This window comes from Serratia proteamaculans (assembly GCF_946227095.1).
GTDB classification, from domain to species: domain Bacteria; phylum Pseudomonadota; class Gammaproteobacteria; order Enterobacterales; family Enterobacteriaceae; genus Serratia; species Serratia proteamaculans_E.
Genome location: NZ_CAMISV010000004.1, coordinates 204,984 through 224,897, shown reverse-complemented (window position 1 = coordinate 224,897; position 19,914 = coordinate 204,984). Strand labels below are relative to the sequence as shown.

Genomic DNA, 19,914 nt, shown 5'->3' with positions numbered 1-19,914 from the left:
CACGGTCTTCCATCAAAAGACCTGAAGTTGCCACCCTTCCTGCCGCCACTGCAAACGGTGGGTCAATTTCAACGCCTGCAAAAAGGCCTCATCGTGGGAAACTACCAGCATCGCACCGGGAAAACTGGCCAGTGCGGCCTCGATCGCCAGCGACGACGCCAGATCCAGGTGGTTGGTCGGTTCATCCAGCAACAACAACTGCGCTGGCTCCTGCCGCCACAGCATGCAGGCCAACGCCGCTTTCAATCGCTCACCGCCACTCAGCGCCGCCAGCGGCAACAGCACCCGTTCGGCGTTTAGCTGTAACTGTGCCAACTGGCTACGCATCCTGCCCTCGTTGAGCGGCGAATCCTGCAGGCCAAGGTGTTCAACCACCGAAAGCGACAGATCGAGCTGCGAAAGATTCTGGTCGAGATAAGCCGTCGGCAGCGGACAGTGGCAATGACCGCCCCTGGCTGCCCATTGCCCCAGGATCACCTTCAGCAAGGTAGATTTACCGCAGCCGTTCGGGCCGGTCAGCGCCACGCGCATCGGGCCATCGATACGTAAATCCAGCGGCGGCATAGTGATAAAAGGCAGTTGCAACTGTTCCAGCACCAGAACCTGTTTGCCCGCCGCCACAGCACTGCCCGGCAGGGTCAACATGACCGGGCTGTCCTCCTCCACCCGCTGCCAGGCTTCACGCACCGCGGCATCGAGGGAGCCTTTCTGCTCCTGATGCTGTTTACGCAGCGTACCCAGGCTCTCTTTGGCCGCGGCCTTGTAAGCCACGCGCTCAAAGGAGGCGATGTTCAGCGTATCGACGGTTTTCAGCGTCTGCGCCGAGCGCCGCTGGCTGATGCCGTGTTCTTTCTGCTGTCGGGCACGAGTGCGCCGACGTTCCTGACGCGCATGTTCCAGCCCGGCACGGGCCGCCTGCTGCTCCAGCTCACGCTGGTGGCGATAATCATGGTAGTTACCGCCGTAGCTGTGCAGTGCGCCGGGCGTCAGCTCGACAATACGCTGCATGCGCACCAGCAGTTGTCGATCGTGGCTGGCGACCAGCAAACCGCCACGCCAGCTTTCTAACTGCTGATACAGCCCCTCGCGAGCGCGAGTATCAAGATGGTTGGTCGGTTCGTCCAATAACAAGAAGTCGGCGTTACCCAGCATCGCGCCGCACAATGCGGCGCGCATCCGTTCGCCACCACTGAGATCCTTCGCCGGCCGTTGCGGATCGAAAGCCGGTAACCCGGCGGTGGCAAATGCAGCCTGCAAACGATCGTTCAAATCCCACTGCCCTTCCAGACGATCGATATCGTCCGCCTGCGGCCGCCCTTGCTCAAGGCGGGTCAGTGCGGCAAAGGTCTCGCCGTAGCCCAGCAGTTGGGCCAGCGTGGTCTGTGGCGCGATGTCTGGCTGCTGTGCTACGTAGGCCAGTGAAGCATGAGATTCGACATGCCCACCACCGGGCAGATCCAGCCCGGCAATCAGCCGTAACAGACGAGTTTTTCCGACGCCGTTGCGCCCAACCAAGCCGCAGTGCTGTTGATCGAAAGTGAGATCCAATGGGCCGAACAGCGTTTCGCCGTCAGCAAACTGGCAGGTCAGTTGATGTAAAACAAAATGAGGGGACTGCGCAAAATGAGCCATAAGCACTCCTGGATGAGATCAAAACATCCCCACATGGCACCGGTGTGCTCAACGTGGGACAAGATATCAACAGGCGTGTTTGTTCATTTTCGGTGATGGCTCCGCAGAGAGAAGGAATTTCAACGCACAAATGCTAACCGATTTGTTGTTCACGATGCAAACAACAATAAAGATCCATGACATCTATCACATTCAGCGCAACGCAGATTCCCAACGGCAGAGACAACGGCTAGATTTATCTCATCCGACCACTTGGTCGTACATAATAATAATGATGAAAGATGCGATGGAGACTGCAATGAGCAATTACCCACACCTGCTGGCGCCGCTGGATCTCGGCTTCACCACCCTGAAAAATCGGGTGCTGATGGGATCAATGCACACCGGCCTGGAAGAACTGTCCAATGGCCCCGAGCGTATGGCCGCTTTCTATGCCGAACGCGCAGCGGCCGGCGTGGCGCTGATCGTCACCGGCGGTATCGCCCCCAATGAAAAAGGCGTGGTGTACCGCGGCGGCTCCACCCTCAGCCAACCGCAGCAGGTTAGCCACCACCGCATTGTCACCGAGGCCGTCCATCAGGCCGGCGGCAAAATTGCGCTGCAGATCCTGCATGCCGGTCGCTACAGCTATCAGCCGCAGCCGGTCGCGCCCTCCGCGCTGCAGGCACCGATCAATCCCTTCGCCCCCACCGCGCTAAGTGAGGTGGACATTCTGCAGACCATCGCCGACTTCGCCCAATGCGCAGCACTGGCGCAACAGGCCGGTTACGATGGCGTCGAGGTGATGGGTTCCGAAGGCTATTTGATCAACCAATTCCTGGTGTCGCGCACCAACCAGCGCGACGACCAATGGGGCGGCAGTTTCAGCAACCGCATGCGTTTTGCCGTGGAGATCGTCCGGGCCGTGCGGCAGGCCGTCGGCAGCGACTTCATTCTGATTTACCGTCTTTCGATGCTGGATCTGGTAGAGGACGGTTCCAGCTGGCAGGAGATCGAGCAGTTGGCACTGGCGGTTGAGCAGGTGGGCGCGACGATTATCAACACCGGCATCGGCTGGCATGAGGCGCGTATTCCGACCATCGCCACCATGGTACCGCGCGCCGGTTTCAGTTGGGTGACCCGTAAACTGATGGGCAAAGTGCGCATTCCGCTGATCACCACCAACCGCATTAACGATCCGGCGGTAGCGGAACAGGTATTGGCAGACGGCTGCGCCGACATGGTATCGATGGCTCGCCCATTCCTGGCCGACGCCGCCTTTGTGCAAAAAGCCGCCGAGGGCCGTGCCGACGAGATCAATACTTGTATTGGCTGTAATCAGGCCTGCCTCGACCAGATTTTTGAAGGCAAACTCACCTCTTGCCTGGTTAACCCACGCGCCTGCCGCGAAACCGAAATGCCCCTGATCGCGGCAGAAAAACCGAAGAAACTGGCGGTGATCGGTGCCGGACCTGCCGGACTGGCGTTTGCCACCACCGCCGCCAGCCGTGGCCACCGGGTGACGTTGTTCGACGCTGCCGATCAGATTGGCGGCCAGTTCAATATTGCCAAACAGATCCCCGGCAAAGAAGAATTTCATGAAACCCTGCGCTACTTCCGCCGCCAACTGGCACTGCTGGAAGTCACGCTAAAGCTGGGCAGTTGGGTGACGGCGGCCGATCTGGCTGAATTTGACGAAGTGATCCTCGCCTGCGGCATTGTGCCGCGTACTCCGGAAATCCCCGGTATTGATAACGCCAGAGTCCTGACCTATCTGGACGTACTGCGCGACAAAAAACAGGTCGGCCAACGAGTGGCGATTATCGGTGCCGGCGGCATCGGCTTCGACACAGCCGAATACCTCAGCCAGCACGGAGTATCAAGCAGCCTGGATCAGGCTGAGTTTAACCGTGAATGGGGCATCGACGACCAGCTTAACCAACGCGGCGGGCTGGCAGCGCAGGGGCCAGTGGCGCCACATGCGGCCAGGCAAATCTATCTGCTGCAACGCAAAACCAGCAAAGTGGGCGAAGGCCTGGGGAAAACCACCGGTTGGATCCACCGCACCAGTCTGGCGATGCGCGGCGTGAAAATGCTCAATAGCGTGAATTACCAGCGTATTGACGATGAAGGGCTGCATATTTCGCGAGCCGAGCAGGAAAGCTGCTTGCCGGTCGACACGGTGATTATCTGCGCCGGGCAGGAACCGCGTCGTGAACTGCAGCAACCGCTACTGGAGATGGGCAAAACGGTACATTTGATTGGCGGAGCGGACGTGGCCGCCGAGCTGGATGCTCGCCGCGCTATCGATCAGGGCACGCGGCTGGCGATGGCGCTGTAAAAACTGCTACTATAGTAGCAATAAATGCCTATAAATGACCTTATTTGCTATAATAGTAGCAATTAAGGTCGTCATAGGTGCACCATGATTTCCCTACACACTCCCTACGATACGCAACTCGCCTTGCAGGACTACCTGAAGCAATTGCGTAAACGCCATAAATTGTCCGTCACCGCCTTGGCTAAAGTCTCCGGGGTACCCAACAGCACCATCCGCAAATTCGAAGCCAGCGGCAATATCTCATTGCGTCAGTTCCTGATGCTCTATGACGCTCTTGGCAATCTGAATGAACTGCATCAACTGACCAAAAGCCAAAATAAGCCGCAAACTATCGAGGAGGTATTGAAGAATGCTTAATGTCCCTCTGTGGGTAAAGCGCCGTCTGAGCGATGGCAATGTGCAAAATGTTGGGCAGTTGGCAGAAAACACCACTGGTGTTTATTTCCGTTACGACGAAAGCTATTTAGCCTCTCATCAGAGTTCACTGTCCCCCTTCAACTTACCCTGGGATAACGCTTTACATCAGGCACCCCAACAGCCGCATTACGGGCTACAGGGCATTTTTGCCGATAGTCTGCCGGACGGTTGGGGGCTTTATTTGATGGATCGAGTATTTCGAACCCATGGTTATAACCCCAGAAAAATTAGCGTATTGGAACGGTTGGCCTTTACCGGTGAACGTGGGTTTGGTGCTTTATTTTATGAGCCTGACTTGCCATTCTCCCATCAGGATAACTCACCCGATTTAACGTTGATAACGCTAGGGAACGAAGCCGTTAAGGAATTTGAAGGGACGGAGTCACACCTGATTGCTCATTTGATGAATGCCGGCGGATCAGGAGGAGCACGGCCAAAACTAAGCGTCACTCGGTTAGCTGATGGCACTTTTTCTACTCAACAGAATGCTATCGGCAAGAAGCTTTTGGTGAAGCTAACGTCAGAGAAATTTGCCCTTGGCCACAGTGAAAGCCAGATCGAATACGTTTATATGATGATGGCACGGCAAGCGGGAATAGAAGTTGCAGACTTTACTTTGCTCAATATCGGTAAAAACCGCCATTGGCTCCAGCAAGATCGCTTTGACTGTGTGGGCGACCATGGCCGTTGGCACATGATTTCTGCCAGCGGATTATTGGATGCCCCATTCCGCGAACCTTCACTGGATTATGTCGATCTGATTAAGGCGACCCGAATACTCTGCGGTGTGGAAGAAGCCAGAAAGTTACTACGACGAGCCTTGTTCAATTATCTGACGGTAAATCAGGACGATCACGCCAAAAACTTTGCTTTTCTGGCCGATGATCAAGACAACTGGCGGCTATCCCCCTGCTATGACATCGTTTATAGCCCTTCGCCTTATGGTCAGCATATGACGGCTTTTAACGGTAACGGTTCGCAAATTACCGCATCGGCAATGACGATGATGGCCGGGCAGGCAGGTTTGGCAAACGCCAAGGCCGCAATGAATATGGCCGAAGAAATTTACAGCGTGGTAAGCCATTTCCAACAACAGGCTAATGCGGTCGGGGTACCAACCGCATTAGCCAAAGAGATTCAACGAGATATTGATGGAAAATGGCTGGCGCTACGCTCTGCCAATCAGTAACGTGCGCCGGATTTTACCGCTTTCAGGATCACGAACTTCTTGTTGGATGCGATCAGGGTGCAGTTGCCGAACAAACGCTTCAGCTTCTGGTGGTAATCCAGATGGCGGTTACCGACGATGCGCAGCTCGCCGCCGACCTGCAGGCAACGCTTGGCGTCACAGAACATCTGCCAGGCGGTATGATCGGTGATCGCATGCTGCTGGTGGAACGGTGGGTTACACAGCACCGCCTGCACGCTTTCACGCTCAATCCCCGCCAGCGAGTTATTCACTTCAAACTGACAACGATCCATATCCTGCGGCAGGTTATGTTCCACGTTCAGTTCGCTGGAGGCCACCGCCATGTAGGACTCATCAACAAAGCTCACCTGCGCTTGCGGGTTCTGCATCAATGCGGCCATGCCGATGATACCGTTGCCGCAGCCGAGATCGATGATGTGGCCTTCAATGTCATGCGGCAGATGATCCAGGAACAGGCGTGCGCCAATATCCAGGTTGCTGCGTGAGAACACGTTGGCATGGTTGTGGATAATCCAATCAGTGCCATCCAGCACCCAGTTGGTGGTTACCGGCGCTGCCGGTGGCACGATATCGGCGACGTCACAGTGGATCAATCGCGCCTTCTTCCATGCCAGGCTGGTGCGAGTGGGGCCGAGCACCTTTTCAAACAGCTGCATGGTTGAGGTATGCACGTCACGCGCTTTGGCCCCGGCGATGATCACCGTGTCCGGTGCCACCACATCACGCAACGCACGCAGTTGCTGTTCCAGCAAAGCCAGCGCTTTAGGAATACGGATCAGCACCACCGCCGGTGACGCAGGCAATTCGGCCAGGGTGTCCAGCAGCGTAACCTGCTCCGGATCCAATTCATTGAGCTTCAGGTTATGGCGCGTGGCCAACTGGCTCATATAGGAATCGCTGATGCTGTAAGGCTGATGACCGTGCAGCGCACAGGCCAGCGTGCCAAAGTTGTCGTTGAAAATCAGCACCGGACGATCGCCAATGTTTACATTTTCAAGCTGTTGCAGCAGATATTCGTCCGCCGCTTCCCACGCCTGTAGTTGGGTGGATTCTTCCTGTTGGGGATAACGTTCCAGCTCAAGTTGCTGTGTTCCCAGATCGAGTTGGCTCATTGCCCCTCCTGACTGATAAAATTTGGGCTGTTTATCCCCTAAAAACGTCCGGCAGTAAAATGTTTTTTCGGATAAATTGCCCTTTGCGGGCTTTGCGCGAAAAAACATCATACAATGACCCGCTGAATTATGGCCAATACGGGAAGACGATGTCCGAACTGACTTACCTGCAGGGTTACTCTGAACATCTGCAAAGCCAGGTGCAGCAGTTGATCGACCAGCAGCGTCTGGGTGAAGTGCTGTTACAGCGCTATCCCCAGGTGCACGACTGCACCACCGACAAGTCGCTTTATCAGTTTACCGTCGATCTGAAAAACCAGTATCTGCGCAATGCCCAGCCGCTGAGCAAAGTGGCCTACGACGGTAAAATCCAGGTAATGAAACACGCACTCGGCATGCACACCGCCATTTCCCGCGTGCAGGGCGGCAAGCTGAAGGCCAAGGCAGAAATCCGCGTGGCGACGGTATTCAAGCTGGCACCGGAGCCGTTTCTGCGCATGATCGTGGTGCATGAACTGGCGCACCTGAAAGAGAAGGATCACAACAAAGCCTTCTACAGCCTGTGTTGCCATATGGAACCCAATTACCATCAACTGGAGTTCGATACCCGGCTGTATCTGACCCACCTCTCCGTGTTTGGCAATCTGTATGCATAGCAGGATTCGCCTTCGGTAAATGCCGTGATAATCTGATTCTTTCTACCCGTCGCCTGGGAACCGGAGATATCTATGATTCGCTTTGCCGTTGTTGGTACCAACTGGATTACGGAACGCTTTATTGACGCCGCACACGAAAGCGGCAAGCTGAAGCTGACCGCCGTCTATTCGCGCAAGCTCGAACAGGCGCAGGCATTTGGTGCCAACTACCCCGTCAGTCTGTTTTTCGATTCCCTTGAGGCGCTGGCCCAGTCAGACGCCATCGACGCGGTTTACATCGCCAGCCCCAATAGTCTGCACTGCCAGCAGTCGCTGCTGTTCCTCAGCCATAAAAAGCACGTGATTTGCGAAAAACCGCTGGTGTCCAACCTGCGCGAAGCCGAGAAGCTGGTGGCCTGTGCGCGTGAAAATCAGGTGGTACTGTTTGAAGCCTTTAAAAGCGCCCACCTGCCCAATTTTCTGACTCTGCAGCAAACGCTGCCGAAAATCGGCCGGCTGCGCAAAGCCTTTATCAACTATTGCCAATACTCTTCGCGCTACCCACGCTATCTGGCCGGTGAAAACCCAAATACCTTCAACCCGCAGTTTTCCAACGGTTCGATCATGGACATTGGTTATTACTGCCTGGCCAGTGCCGTGGCGCTGTTCGGCGAGCCTAAATCGGTGATCGCCAGCGCGAGCTTGCTGGATACCGGCGTTGATGCGCACGGCACCGCCTGCCTCAACTACGGCGATTTCGATGTGACGATCTCCCACTCCAAGGTCAGTAACTCGGACATTCCGAGCGAGATCCAGGGTGAAGAAGGCACGCTGGTGATTGACAAAATTTCGGAGTGTCAGGGCGTGGTGCTAACGCCACGCGGTGGTCAGCGCCAGGATCTGACCCAACCGCAGCATATCAATACCATGCTGTATGAGGCGCAAGTGTTCGCCGGGCTGGTGGAGAAACGGCAGGTGGAGCATCCGGGGTTAGAGAATTCGCTGATTATCGCCCGCCTGCTGACCGAAATCCGCCGCCAGACCGGCGTGGTTTTCCCTGCCGACGGAGAATGACATGAAGCCGTTATTACTGATGCAAACCGGCGACGCGCCGGAGGTGATCCGCCAGGAAAAAGCCAATTTCGACGGCATGTTCCTGCAACAGGGAAACATTGATGCCGATCGCGTACAGATCGTGCACCTTCCCGCAGGCGAACAACCGCTGCCGCCGCAACACTACTCTGGCGTGGTGATCACCGGTTCACCGGCGATGGTCACCGAGCAACTGCCGTGGAGCGAACAGGCCGCAGAATGGCTGCGCCAGGCCATGCTGATCAAACTGCCTATTTTTGGCGCCTGCTACGGCCACCAGCTGCTGGCCTATGCGCTTGGCGGGGAAGTCGGCTACCACCCGCAGGGCATGGAGGTCGGCACACTGGAAATAGAACTGTTGCCCGCCGCCGCCAATGACCGGCGGATGGCGATGCTGCCGCCACGCTTCAAGGCGAATCTGATCCACGCGCAGAGCGTATTGACGCCCCCTGCCGGTGCCGTGGTGCTGGCGCGTTCACAGCAGGATGCTTATCAGATCCTCAGTTATGGCGATAACGTGCTGACCACCCAGTTCCACCCAGAGTTTAACGGGGCGGTGATGCACCAGTATCTGAGCTGGCTTGGCGAGCTCTATCCGCAGCAACAGGAGGAGTATCAGCTTAAGCAACAGCAGGTTAGCGATACGCCGTTCAGTCGGCTGCTGTTGCAAGGGTTTGTCGTCAGCCTGGGTGCACAAAAAGCCCTGGCCGGGTAACGCAATAAACGTTGACCGCCGACACATTTTGCATTACTTTCTGCCGTGCAAAGGGGAGTAACTTCATTGCCGGTTAATCGTCATTACGGTGCGCAAGCACCCGGTTACCGGGCAACCTGATGTCAGGGCGCACTAAGGTGCACCTTCATCAACGTTGTAAGTGAGACCTTGCCGGAAGGCGAGGTTTGCTTGCAGCGTTCATAAGAGCGGCTAGCGTCTTCCGACGTTGGCCGTTTTTGTTTTTGAAGGATATCTCTGATGATGAATACCGTTGGCACACCTTGGTTATGGGGCAGCTTTGCCGCCATCATAGTTGTGATGCTCGCAATCGACCTCCTGCTGCAGGGCCGCAAAGGCGCACATACCATGACGCTGAAGCAGGCCGCCAGCTGGTCGCTGGTGTGGGTCAGCCTTTCTCTGCTGTTCAACCTGGGTTTCTGGTACTACCTGAACCAAACTGCCGGGCGTGCCGTCGCCGATACCCAGGCGTTGGCCTTCCTCACCGGTTACCTGATCGAAAAAGCGCTGGCGGTTGATAACGTCTTCGTCTGGCTGATGCTGTTCAGTTACTTTGCCGTTCCGGCCAACCTGCAGCGTCGGGTGCTGATTTTTGGCGTATTGGGCGCGATCGTACTGCGTACCATCATGATCTTCGCCGGTAGCTGGCTGGTGACCCAGTTCCAGTGGCTGCTGTACCTGTTCGGCGCTTTCCTGCTGTTCACCGGTATCAAGATGGCGTTGGCGAAAGAGGATGGGGGAGCGATTGGCGACAAGCCGCTGGTAAAATGGCTGCGTAGTCACCTGCGCATGACCGACAACCTGGAAGGTGAGCGCTTCTTCGTACGCCGCAACGGCCTGCTGTTTGCTACGCCGCTGGTGCTGGTGCTGATCCTGGTGGAACTGAGTGATGTGATCTTTGCGGTCGACAGCATCCCGGCTATCTTTGCCGTGACCACGGATCCGTTTATCGTACTGACCTCTAACCTGTTCGCCATCATGGGCCTGCGCGCCATGTACTTCCTGCTGGCTAACGTGGCAGAGCGCTTCTCAATGCTGAAATACGGCCTGTCGCTGATCCTGATGTTTATCGGCGTCAAAATGCTGATTATCGATTTGTTCCACATCCCGATCGGTGTTTCGCTCGGCGTAGTCGCCAGTATCCTGACGCTGACACTGTTGATCAACGCCTGGGTTAACCGCCGGAATGACCGCCTGGCTAATAATAAAGCTCCATAATCTGTTATCCGGGGCGCTAGTCGCCCCGCGATTGTTTGGCAATTCGTCCCAAACGCCAAACGTTATTGCGATCACACAAATGTAACCAGTATGTTATCAAGAGTTGATCCGCCCTCAGAATTTCACCGCTGGCCCTTTCCAACCCCCTTGGTTTGCTGAATACTGATTTGGCAAACACACTTGGTTACAGATACAAATAAAGTTGTCCGGCGAGGTTCCCGCCGAGATAAAGCTGTAAGCAACATCATCGGGAAGAAAAAGCACTATGCAAAAACTACTACAAAAGATCACTCAGGGCAGTCTGGTCAAACAAATCATGGTCGGCCTGGTGGCCGGTATTATCGTCGCGCTGGTCTCACCGGCAACGGCTTCGGCAGTGGGCCTGCTGGGTGCGCTGTTTGTTGGCGCATTGAAAGCGGTGGCACCGGTATTGGTGCTGGTGTTGGTGATGGCCTCAATCGCCAATCACAAACACGGGCAGAAAACCAATATCCGGCCGATCCTGTTCCTCTACCTGCTGGGTACCTTCGCTGCAGCGCTGGTGGCGGTCGTGGTCAGCTTTATGTTCCCGTCCAATCTGGCGCTAGTGGCCGGCAATGCCGACATCAACCCGCCGGGCGGCATTGTTGAAGTGCTGAAAGGCCTGTTGTTGAGCGTGGTGGCCAACCCGTTCCAGGCGCTGATTAGCGCTAACTATATCGGTATTCTGGCTTGGGCTGTGGGTCTGGGACTGGCGCTGCGCCACTCTTCTGACACCACTAAATCGCTGATTAACGATATGTCGCATGCGGTCACCATGGTGGTGCGTGCGGTGATCCGTTGCGCCCCTCTCGGCATCTTCGGTCTGGTGGCTTCGACGCTGGCAGAAACCGGCTTCAGTGCGCTGTGGGGTTATGCCCAACTGCTGGTGGTGTTGATCGGCTGTATGCTGCTGGTGGCACTGGTGCTGAACCCGCTGATCGTGTTCTGGAAAATCCGTCGCAACCCTTATCCGCTGGTGTTTGCCTGCCTGCGCGAAAGTGGCGTGACCGCATTCTTCACCCGTAGCTCAGCCGCCAATATTCCGGTGAATATGGAGCTGTGCAAAAAGCTGAATCTGAACGAAGACACCTATTCGGTTTCCATCCCGCTGGGCGCGACCATCAATATGGCCGGGGCGGCGATCACCATTACCGTGCTGACGCTGGCGGCAGTGCATACCTTGGGTGTGCCAGTTGATATCCCAACCGCGCTGCTGTTGAGCGTTGTCGCGGCGGTCTGTGCCTGCGGTGCTTCCGGCGTGGCCGGGGGTTCGCTGTTGCTGATCCCGTTGGCGTGCAACATGTTCGGCATCCCGAACGACGTGGCCATGCAGGTGGTCGCCGTCGGCTTTATCATCGGTGTACTGCAAGACTCTGCCGAGACCGCGCTGAATTCTTCTACCGACGTGCTGTTCACCGCCGCGGCCTGCCAGGCGGAAGACCAACGTTTGGCAGATGAAGATCCACTGAGGGTGCGTTAATTTCTAAGCTAATGCCACAAGGCGCTCGTTAACGGGCGCCTTTTTTTGGTCTCGATACCACAGCCCTACAATGTCACCCCGCTTTTAAAAATCGCCAGTTCACGGAAGTCATTCACTTCATTACGCGCCGCCTGACCATTGGCAATCGCCACAATCAGATCGACAAACTGCTCCAGCAGGCTCTCCATTGGAGTACCGTGGATCAGCCGACCGGCGTCAAAATCAATCCAGTGGGGTTTCTTCGCCGCCAGTTCGCTGTTGGTGGCCAGCTTCACCGTGGGTACGAAACCGCCATAGGGCGTGCCGCGTCCGGTGCTGAATAGCACCATATGACAGCCGGCACCGCCCAGCGCGCTGGTCGCTACCGCATCATTGCCCGGTGCACTGAGCAGGTTTAATCCGGGCTGCCGCAGGCGTTCGCCATATTTCAGCACGTCCACCACCTGGCTCTGCCCGGCTTTCTGCGTGCAGCCGAGAGATTTTTCCTCCAGCGTAGTGATGCCACCGGCTTTGTTGCCTGGCGAGGGGTTTTCATAAATCGGCTGGTTATGGGCGATAAAGTACTGTTTGAAGTCGTTAACCATGCTGACGGTCTTCTCGAAGGTCGCCCTATCGCGGCAGCGGCTCATCAGGATCCGTTCGGCACCAAACATCTCTGGCACCTCGGTCAGCACCGTAGTGCCGCCGTTGGCGATCAGGTAGTCGGAGAAACGTCCCAGCAGTGGGTTGGCGGTAATGCCGGACAGGCCGTCCGATCCGCCGCACTCCAGTCCGAACTTCAACTCGCTCAGTTTGCCCGGCTGGCGACGATCGTCGCGCATCACCTGATACAGCCCGTGCAGCTGCTCCAGCCCGGCCTCGACCTCATCGTCATGCTGTTGGCACACCATAAAGCGCACCCGCTGCTCATCGGTCGCGCCCAGCGTACTGCGGAACACATCCACCTGATTGTTCTCACACCCCAGACCAATCACCAACACCGCCCCGGCATTCGGGTGGCGCACCATATTTTGCAGCATGGTGCGGGTGTTCTCGTGATCCTGACCCAGTTGCGAACAGCCAAACGGATGGCTGAACAGATGTACACCGTCTATCCCCTGCGCATCCTGGGTTTCCTTCAGAAAACGCTGCTGGATCTGCCGGGCAATACCGTTAACGCAGCCGACGGTCGGCACGATCCACAGCTCGTTACGGACTCCCACCTCCCCGCTGCGCCGGCGGTAAAGCTGAACCTCTCGGTCCGCAGCCTGTGGCGGTAACGTGGGAAAGGCCGGTTGATATTGATAGCTGTCGAGATCGCTCAGGTTGGTTTTGGCATTTTGCGAGTGAATATGTTCACCCGGTTCGATGGCTTCCAATGCATGCCCGATCGGCAGACCGTACTTGATGATCGCTTCACCGGCGGCAATCGGCTGCAAGGCAAACTTATGCCCGCGCGTCACCGGTTGTACCAGCTGAATGGCCTGCGTCTCCAGTTCCAGCGTTTCGCCGGCGGCCAGATCGCGTAACGCTACCGCGACATTATCCAGCGAATGAATTTTTACCATGCTTTGCATAAACCCACCTCGGGCAACGGCTACGCCAGTTCAATGGCGAAATAGTTTTTGGCATTGTCGAAGCAGATGTTTTTCACCATCTCACCCAGCAGCGTGATATCTGCCGGTACTTCACCGTCCTCCACCCAGCGGCCCATCATCTGGCAAAGGATACGGCGGAAGTATTCATGACGGGTATAAGACAGGAAGCTACGGCTGTCGGTCAGCATGCCGACAAAACGGCTCAACAGGCCCAACTGTGCCAACTGCGTCATCTGCCTCTGCATACCGTCTTTTTGATCGTTGAACCACCAGCCAGAGCCAAACTGCATCTTGCCCGGCGTGCCTTCCCCCTGGAAGTTGCCGACCATGGTGCCGATCACTTCGTTGTCGCGCGGATTAAGGCAATACAGAATGGTTTTCGGTAACCCACCCTGGCGTGCCTGGGCATCCAGCAGGCGAGATAGCGGCTCCGCCAACGGCCGGTCGTTAATAGAATCGAAGCCAATATCCGGGCCCACGCTGGCCAGCATGCGGCTGTTGTTATTGCGCAGCGCGCCGATGTGATACTGCTGCACCCATTCGCGGCGCTGATATTCGGCGGCCAGGAACAGCAGCACCGCGCTTTTGAACTGGGCACTCTGCTCCGAGGTAGGCAGCTTGCCGCTCAGGCGTGCCGTTAAAATAGCGTCCAGTGCGCTTTCGTCCGCTTCGCCATACACCACCACGTCCAGCGCATGGTCAGCCACCTTGCAGCCATGGGCGGCAAAATGATCCATACGTTTTTTCAACGCGTCACACAGCGCACTAAAGCGGCCAATATTGATATCCGCTGCCGCTTCCAGTTTTTGCAGGTAATCATTGAAACCCGGCGCATCAATATTGAACGCCTTGTCCGGTCGCCAGCTTGGCAGCACCTTGATGTCGAAACTGCTGTCGGCCGCAATCGCTTTATGGTGGCGTAAATCGTCGATCGGATCGTCGGTAGTACCGACCATCTTCACATTCATTTGCTGCATGATGCCGCGCGCTCTGAAATCCTCCTGCGCCAGCAAGGCGTTGCCGCGCTGCCAGATATCGTCCGCCGTCGTCGGGGAAAGCAGCGTGCCGGTAATACCGAACGGGCGACGCAGTTCCAGATGAGTCCAGTGATACAGCGGGTTACCCAAGGTGTGCGGCACGGTGGCAGCCCAGGCGTCGAACTTTTCACGGTCACTGGCATCACCAGTACAGAGTCGCTCAGCCACACCGTTGGTGCGCATCGCCCGCCATTTGTAGTGATCGCCCTTTAGCCAGATTTCATATAAGTTTTTGAAGCGGGTGTTCTCGGCAATCTGCTCCGGCGGTAAATGGCAGTGATAGTCAAAGATCGGTTGGTCTGCCGCATAGTCATGATACAAACGCCGGGCAAACTCACTGCCCAACAGGAAATCTTCGTTTAAAAACGTCGCCATATCTGGCTCCTCACCTTGCTTGCCGTTCGGCACTGTGTCCAATGCGACAAAGTTATCACACCAATTTTACTGAGCGTCCAGCAAAATATCATCCTCAGCTTTGGCGCCATCGCCCATAAAAGGCCGTTAACCGGCAGTTTTACAGCAAAAAACCGCCTGAATCGCATAATTATCCAGCAAACAGTATTGCCCAATTGAAAAATGGCTTTTGTGATATCACTCAACTTTTAAATCTGTATGACAAGTTATTGTCTCGCCACCCAGTCGTTCATGCGGCGGGAATACGTCGGTGACGGACAGGCCGGCGCAGAACAACAAAAAGGGATCACCCCCTAAAACGCTGCCGCCATCTCGGCGCCACCTATTGAAGACTGGGAGACATTTTGGATGCGTAAAATTAAAGGGTTACGCTGGTACATGATCGGGCTTGTGACTATCGGCACCGTGCTGGGTTACCTGACACGTAACGCGATAGCCGTTGCGGCACCGACGCTGGAAGGGACCTTACATATCACCACGCAGCAGTACTCATACATTGTCGCGGCCTACTCTGCCTGCTATACCCTGATGCAACCGGTGGCGGGATACGTGCTGGACGTACTGGGTACCAAAGTGGGCTACGCCATGTTCGCCATTTTGTGGGCGCTGTTTTGTATGGGTACTGCGCTCGCCAACAGTTGGGGCGGACTGGCACTGGCACGCGGCGCCGTGGGCATGGCAGAGGCGGCGATGATCCCCGCAGGGCTGAAAGCCAGCAGCGAGTGGTTCCCGGCCAAAGAGCGGTCGATCGCCGTGGGCTATTTCAATGTGGGCTCGTCGATCGGCGGCATGCTCGCCCCACCGCTGGTGGTCTGGGCCATCGTGGCACACAGCTGGGAAATGGCGTTTATCATCACCGGCGTACTGAGCCTGATTTGGGCCATCTGCTGGCTGATCTTCTATAAGCACCCGAAAGACCAGAAAAAACTCAGCAATGAGGAACGCGATTACATTCTCGAAGGCCAGGAAGCCCAACACCAAACCAACAACGCCAAGAAAATGTCCGCCTGGCAGATTGTGCGCAACCGCCAGTTCTGGGGCATCGCACTGCCACGCTTTCTGGCAGAGCCGGCCTGGGGCACCTTCAATGCCTGGATCCCGTTATTCATGTTCAAAGCCTACGGTTTTAACCTGAAAGAGATCGCCATGTTCGCCTGGATGCCGATGTTGTTCGCCGATCTCGGCTGCATCGTTGGCGGCTACCTGCCACCGTTTTTCCAGAAACACTTCAAGGTAAACCTGATCGTGTCACGCAAATTGGTGGTCACTATGGGGGCGGTACTGATGATTGGCCCCGGTATGATCGGCCTGTTCACCAGCCCTTATGCGGCTATCGCGCTACTGTGCGTCGGTGGCTTTGCCCATCAGGCACTGTCTGGCGCACTGATTACCCTGTCTTCTGACGTGTTTGGTCGCAACGAAGTGGCCACCGCCAACGGCCTGACCGGCATGGCCGCCTGGACCGCCAGCACCCTGTTTGCCCTGGTGGTCGGTGCATTGGCCGATACCCTGGGCTTCAGCCCGTTATTCGCTGCACTGTCGGTATTCGATATCCTCGGCGCCATCGCTATCTGGACCATTCTGCAAAATAGACCGGCCTCCGAGCCGCAGGAAGACCCGCTGCAGCCGGCCCCGGCACGCAGTTAACCCTGGCGCCCGGCCGCTGTGCCGGGCGTTCCCCCGCGTCCACTGGTAGCTCTGCCGGATAAGTGGTATAACAAATCCATGGTCACACGACCCTCCCTACCCTAAGAGCATTCACTATGGAATTCACTGAAACCAGACGCCTGTATCAGCAACTGGCCGCCGAGCTTAAGCAGCGTATTGAAAGCGGTCGGTACCCGGTGGGCGATAAACTGCCGGCCGAACGCTACATTGCCGAAGAGATGAACGTCAGCCGTACCGTGGTGCGGGAGGCTATCATCATGCTGGAAGTGGAAGGCTATGTTGACGTGCGCAAAGGCTCCGGGATCCACGTGATGTCCAACCAACAGAAAAACCTGGTGATACCGGGTGACAGCATTGAGTTTGCCACCGCCGGGCCATTCGAACTGCTGCAGGCGCGCCAACTGATTGAAAGCAACATTGCCGAATTCGCCGCCACCCAGGTCACCAAACAAGACATCGTTCAGTTGATGGAGATCCAGGAACAGGCACGCAAGGAAGATCGCTTCCGTGATTCGCAGTGGGATCTGAAATTCCACGTGCAAGTCGCGCTGGCCACCCAGAACACCGCAATGGCTACCATCGTGGAGAAAATGTGGGTGCAGCGCGTGAATAACCCTTATTGGATCAAGCTGCATGAGCATATCGACGACCGCTCCATCGCCAGTTGGTGTGACGATCACGATCAGATCCTCAAGGCCTTGATACGTAAAGATCCTTACGCCGCCAAACTGGCCATGTGGCAGCACCTGGAAAATACCAAGCAAATGTTGTTCAACGCCACCAGCGACGATTTTGAATATAACGCTGACCGCTATCTGTTTGCCGATAACCCGGTGGTTCATCTGGACAACGTGACCGCAGAAAATAAATAGCTCAGGCAGTCAAAAACCGTAGTGTTATGTCAGGTATTGTAAAATCCGCTGAATCGATGCCTGAACGGCGGTTTGCCGTGTAGTATTTCACCGTTGGCAACGTAGATTTCCCTGTTGCCAATCGTGCTATTTTGGTAAAGTTGAGCCACTTTTTTACCCTCTGCTACGGGGCGGGACGCGAATACATGCGCTGGTTGTTTGCCATGCTTATTGCTCTTTTTTGCTGGACCGGTTCGGTCTCCGGCCAAAAGCTATGCGCGGCGTCTTCCAAAGCCATTCCCACCGCACTGAACAGCCAGCCATCGCTAGCTGAACCGGTGTTTTCCCCAGAGGATCCGGTTTACCGGTCACCGGCAGAATTGCGACGTAAAGCGCCAGGTAAAATGCCGCTGCTGCTGCCGCGGGTACATTCTTACCCCGGTTCGCTACCCGTCCCCGCCCAACTGCTGCCGGTTTATTCGTTAGCCACTGAGTTGGGCCACAACACTCGACTCCCGCGTCAGAAATCACCTGCGCCAAACCGGCTTGCCCAGGTCAACTGGACGCTGCATACCCCGCAGCAGCAAAACAGGCTGGGCGGCTGGAAAGAAAGTAATATGCTTTATCGTGGCACGCTGACTTACCACTCTTGACCGGTGTCGCACCGATTAGAACCCACTAAAAGCAACGCCGTTTCATCATTATCAGCAGCCAGGATCGCCCGCGCGCTCTTCGCCCACTCCCGATCCGCCGCTGAGACAAAAACAAACAATGACGTTTTAGGAACACCGGATGGACATCATTAAAGAACTGTTACATGCCTTATGGCAGCAGGATTTTGAGACCCTGGCGAACCCTTCGCTGGTCTGGACTCTCTACGGCCTGTTGTTTTTAATCCTGTTCCTGGAAAATGGCCTGTTGCCGGCGGCGTTTCTGCCGGGTGACAGCCTGCTGATCCTGGTTGGCGTACTGATCGCCAAAGGCACCATGAATTTCCCACTTACCATTTTTATCCTGACCGTCGCCGCCAGTCTGGGATGCTGGGTCAGTTACATACAGGGCAAGTGGCTCGGCAACACCCGAACCGTGCAGGGCTGGCTATCCCATCTGCCGGCCCATTATCATCAACGTGCCCATCAGTTGTTCCACCGCCACGGGCTTTCCGCCCTGCTGGTTGGCCGTTTCCTGGCATTTGTCCGCACCCTGCTGCCAACCATTGCCGGCCTTTCCGGCCTGAGCAATGCACGCTTCCAGTTCTTTAACTGGATGAGCGGTCTGCTGTGGGTGGTGATCCTGACCTCGCTGGGCTTTGCCCTGGGCAAAACGCCGGTGTTCCGCAAATATGAAGACCAACTGATGTTCTGCCTGATGCTGCTGCCGCTGGTGCTGTTGGTTGTCGGGCTGGTGGGTTCGTTGATCGTACTGTGGCGCAAGAAACGCTCTGACAGTCAGGGGAAAGGGGCGTGATGACCAAGCGCCCACGCTGGCAGTACCTGTTGCTGATTGCGCTAGCTTTGCTGGCGCTCGCCACGCTGCTGGTGCCCTGCATGGTGCGTACCGAAAGCGAACTGCGCATCCGCGCTGGCCAGCAAGGCCTTTCGCTCCCCGACGGCTTTTATGTCTATCAGCGACTGGATCAACGCGGTATTCGCATTAAAAGCATCACCCCGGAAGGCGATGGTCTGGTGATCCGGCTGGACTCGCCGGAACAACAGTTGCTGGCGCGCGAAGCGCTGCAAAACATTTTGCCGCCGGGCTACATCATCGCCCTGAGCGAATCCCCTGTACCTACCCATTGGGTACGTGAGTTTGCACGTGCCCCACTCAATCTGGGATAATACCCCTTCAAATGAAGGGTTTTCCTTTCATCTGGCCTATCTGTTCAATTAATCATCAATCACTACCGAACTTAGGCGGATTCTTTGGGGGTCAACGCGATCCATGACTATGCTGAAAGTTAGCGTCAGTCAGCCGCGTAAGACTCCTGTCGCACTGCCCCTGTTGGCAGTCAGGAACAGAGGATGCGTGCCAATGCATCCCATTAATAAGGAACTGATAGTATGAAATTACGCCAAGCTATTTTACTGGCCCTCCCATTGCTCGCCTTACCCGCTCTGTCGTTCGCAGCAGAAAACGGCTGTGTGACCAAGGCACAAGAAATTCAAAAGCAGATCGATTACGCCACCCAGCACGGCAATACTCAGCGTGTGGCCGGGCTGAAAAAGGCATTGAGCGAAGTGCAAACCCATTGCACGCCAGCCAGCCTGCAGGCCGATCGCCAGAAAAAAATCGATGAAAAACAAAGTAAGGTCACCGAGCGCCAGCAGGAGCTGAAAGAAGCCCAGCAGACCGGTAACCTGGAGAAAGTGGCCAAGAAGCAGAAAAAGCTGGCCGAAGCTCAAGCCGAGCTGAAACAGGCCCAGGCGGAATAATTTTTTTACACCAGCGGATTTATCGCTGAGAGCCACGCCACACGGGATTTTTATTACCTATAAAA

General features: G+C 56.1%; 18 protein-coding genes. 14 read left to right on the top strand and 4 right to left on the bottom strand.

Annotated elements, in window-relative coordinates:
* Positions 1-12 precede the first annotated feature (12 nt).
* Entirely contained in the window at positions 13-1,632 is a 1,620-nt protein-coding gene (locus OC597_RS10155) for an ABC-F family ATP-binding cassette domain-containing protein (RefSeq protein ID WP_262208572.1), read from the bottom strand.
* Positions 1,633-1,930: 298 nt separating this feature from the next.
* Between OC597_RS10155 and OC597_RS10150 the strand changes: the two genes are divergently transcribed.
* From OC597_RS10150 to OC597_RS10140, 3 genes are all read left to right on the top strand, one after another.
* Positions 1,931-3,952 carry an oxidoreductase gene (locus tag OC597_RS10150; RefSeq protein WP_262208570.1) on the top strand — a complete coding sequence of 674 codons (2,022 nt, stop codon included), beginning with the start codon at positions 1,931-1,933 and terminating at the stop codon, positions 3,950-3,952.
* A gap of 84 nt (positions 3,953-4,036) precedes the next feature.
* Positions 4,037-4,309, top strand: coding sequence for a helix-turn-helix domain-containing protein (locus OC597_RS10145; RefSeq protein WP_261257731.1), 273 nt, complete (start codon positions 4,037-4,039; stop codon positions 4,307-4,309).
* On the top strand, positions 4,302-5,558 hold the full coding sequence (locus OC597_RS10140) for a type II toxin-antitoxin system HipA family toxin (RefSeq protein ID WP_262208569.1): 1,257 nt from the start codon (positions 4,302-4,304) through the stop codon (positions 5,556-5,558). The genes OC597_RS10145 and OC597_RS10140 overlap by 8 nt, the downstream gene beginning before the upstream one ends.
* On the opposite strand, the gene rlmG is transcribed toward OC597_RS10140, so the two are convergent.
* On the bottom strand, positions 5,552-6,691 hold the full coding sequence (rlmG, locus tag OC597_RS10135; protein WP_112347093.1) for a 23S rRNA (guanine(1835)-N(2))-methyltransferase RlmG: 1,140 nt from the start codon (positions 6,689-6,691) through the stop codon (positions 5,552-5,554). The two genes, OC597_RS10140 and rlmG, sit on opposite strands and share 7 nt — an antisense overlap.
* Before the next feature lie 149 nt (positions 6,692-6,840).
* Between rlmG and OC597_RS10130 the strand changes: the two genes are divergently transcribed.
* From OC597_RS10130 to sstT, 5 genes are all read left to right on the top strand, one after another.
* Positions 6,841-7,347, top strand: a complete 507-nt coding sequence (locus OC597_RS10130) for a M48 metallopeptidase family protein (RefSeq protein WP_099062136.1) — start codon at positions 6,841-6,843, stop codon at positions 7,345-7,347.
* Positions 7,348-7,419: 72 nt separating this feature from the next.
* Positions 7,420-8,400, top strand: coding sequence for a Gfo/Idh/MocA family protein (locus OC597_RS10125; protein WP_261425077.1), 981 nt, complete (start codon positions 7,420-7,422; stop codon positions 8,398-8,400).
* Between the two features lies 1 nt (position 8,401).
* Positions 8,402-9,133, top strand: coding sequence for a glutamine amidotransferase (locus OC597_RS10120; protein WP_261257736.1), 732 nt, complete (start codon positions 8,402-8,404; stop codon positions 9,131-9,133).
* Positions 9,134-9,391: 258 nt separating this feature from the next.
* Positions 9,392-10,369: a TerC family protein gene (locus OC597_RS10115; RefSeq protein WP_099062133.1), complete on the top strand. Its 978-nt coding sequence runs from the start codon at positions 9,392-9,394 to the stop codon at positions 10,367-10,369.
* Between the two features lie 265 nt (positions 10,370-10,634).
* A complete protein-coding gene (sstT, locus tag OC597_RS10110) occupies positions 10,635-11,870 on the top strand; it encodes a serine/threonine transporter SstT (RefSeq protein WP_261257738.1) in 1,236 nt (411 codons plus the stop codon).
* 65 nt (positions 11,871-11,935) lie between these two features.
* Here sstT and OC597_RS10105 read toward each other — a convergent pair whose 3' ends face one another.
* Together OC597_RS10105 and uxaC are read right to left on the bottom strand one after the other, a co-directional pair.
* Complete coding sequence (locus OC597_RS10105; RefSeq protein ID WP_262208567.1) at positions 11,936-13,426, bottom strand: UxaA family hydrolase; 1,491 nt, start codon at positions 13,424-13,426, stop codon at positions 11,936-11,938.
* A 20-nt stretch (positions 13,427-13,446) separates the two neighbouring features.
* Positions 13,447-14,859, bottom strand: coding sequence for a glucuronate isomerase (gene uxaC / locus OC597_RS10100; protein ID WP_262208565.1), 1,413 nt, complete (start codon positions 14,857-14,859; stop codon positions 13,447-13,449).
* A gap of 387 nt (positions 14,860-15,246) precedes the next feature.
* On the opposite strand from uxaC, the gene OC597_RS10095 reads away from it, so the two are divergent.
* The 6 genes from OC597_RS10095 (at position 15,247) to OC597_RS10070 (ending at position 19,849) form a co-directional block, all read left to right on the top strand.
* On the top strand, positions 15,247-16,545 hold the full coding sequence (locus tag OC597_RS10095) for an MFS transporter (protein ID WP_261285352.1): 1,299 nt from the start codon (positions 15,247-15,249) through the stop codon (positions 16,543-16,545).
* 116 nt (positions 16,546-16,661) lie between these two features.
* Entirely contained in the window at positions 16,662-17,438 is a 777-nt protein-coding gene (gene exuR, locus OC597_RS10090) for a transcriptional regulator ExuR (protein WP_085119120.1), read from the top strand.
* Between the two features lie 185 nt (positions 17,439-17,623).
* The gene (locus OC597_RS10085) at positions 17,624-18,070 is read left to right on the top strand and encodes a hypothetical protein (protein ID WP_261257746.1); all 447 of its coding nucleotides are present in this window, start codon (positions 17,624-17,626) and stop codon (positions 18,068-18,070) included.
* A gap of 139 nt (positions 18,071-18,209) precedes the next feature.
* Entirely contained in the window at positions 18,210-18,884 is a 675-nt protein-coding gene (locus OC597_RS10080; RefSeq protein WP_261257748.1) for a DedA family protein, read from the top strand.
* Entirely contained in the window at positions 18,884-19,255 is a 372-nt protein-coding gene (mzrA, locus tag OC597_RS10075; protein ID WP_261257749.1) for an EnvZ/OmpR regulon moderator MzrA, read from the top strand. The genes OC597_RS10080 and mzrA overlap by 1 nt, the downstream gene beginning before the upstream one ends.
* 222 nt (positions 19,256-19,477) lie before the next feature.
* A complete protein-coding gene (locus OC597_RS10070) occupies positions 19,478-19,849 on the top strand; it encodes a DUF1090 domain-containing protein (RefSeq protein WP_261257751.1) in 372 nt (123 codons plus the stop codon).
* Positions 19,850-19,914 lie beyond the last annotated feature (65 nt).

Coding starts and splice junctions, on each gene's coding strand:
- OC597_RS10155 (WP_262208572.1), bottom strand. CDS start 1,632: ATGGCTCATTTTGCGCAGTCCCCTCATTTTGTTTTACATCAACTGACC.
- OC597_RS10150 (WP_262208570.1), top strand. CDS start 1,931: ATGAGCAATTACCCACACCTGCTGGCGCCGCTGGATCTCGGCTTCACC.
- OC597_RS10145 (WP_261257731.1), top strand. CDS start 4,037: ATGATTTCCCTACACACTCCCTACGATACGCAACTCGCCTTGCAGGAC.
- OC597_RS10140 (WP_262208569.1), top strand. CDS start 4,302: ATGCTTAATGTCCCTCTGTGGGTAAAGCGCCGTCTGAGCGATGGCAAT.
- rlmG (WP_112347093.1), bottom strand. CDS start 6,691: ATGAGCCAACTCGATCTGGGAACACAGCAACTTGAGCTGGAACGTTAT.
- OC597_RS10130 (WP_099062136.1), top strand. CDS start 6,841: ATGTCCGAACTGACTTACCTGCAGGGTTACTCTGAACATCTGCAAAGC.
- OC597_RS10125 (WP_261425077.1), top strand. CDS start 7,420: ATGATTCGCTTTGCCGTTGTTGGTACCAACTGGATTACGGAACGCTTT.
- OC597_RS10120 (WP_261257736.1), top strand. CDS start 8,402: ATGAAGCCGTTATTACTGATGCAAACCGGCGACGCGCCGGAGGTGATC.
- OC597_RS10115 (WP_099062133.1), top strand. CDS start 9,392: ATGATGAATACCGTTGGCACACCTTGGTTATGGGGCAGCTTTGCCGCC.
- sstT (WP_261257738.1), top strand. CDS start 10,635: ATGCAAAAACTACTACAAAAGATCACTCAGGGCAGTCTGGTCAAACAA.
- OC597_RS10105 (WP_262208567.1), bottom strand. CDS start 13,426: ATGCAAAGCATGGTAAAAATTCATTCGCTGGATAATGTCGCGGTAGCG.
- uxaC (WP_262208565.1), bottom strand. CDS start 14,859: ATGGCGACGTTTTTAAACGAAGATTTCCTGTTGGGCAGTGAGTTTGCC.
- OC597_RS10095 (WP_261285352.1), top strand. CDS start 15,247: ATGCGTAAAATTAAAGGGTTACGCTGGTACATGATCGGGCTTGTGACT.
- exuR (WP_085119120.1), top strand. CDS start 16,662: ATGGAATTCACTGAAACCAGACGCCTGTATCAGCAACTGGCCGCCGAG.
- OC597_RS10085 (WP_261257746.1), top strand. CDS start 17,624: ATGCGCTGGTTGTTTGCCATGCTTATTGCTCTTTTTTGCTGGACCGGT.
- OC597_RS10080 (WP_261257748.1), top strand. CDS start 18,210: ATGGACATCATTAAAGAACTGTTACATGCCTTATGGCAGCAGGATTTT.
- mzrA (WP_261257749.1), top strand. CDS start 18,884: ATGACCAAGCGCCCACGCTGGCAGTACCTGTTGCTGATTGCGCTAGCT.
- OC597_RS10070 (WP_261257751.1), top strand. CDS start 19,478: ATGAAATTACGCCAAGCTATTTTACTGGCCCTCCCATTGCTCGCCTTA.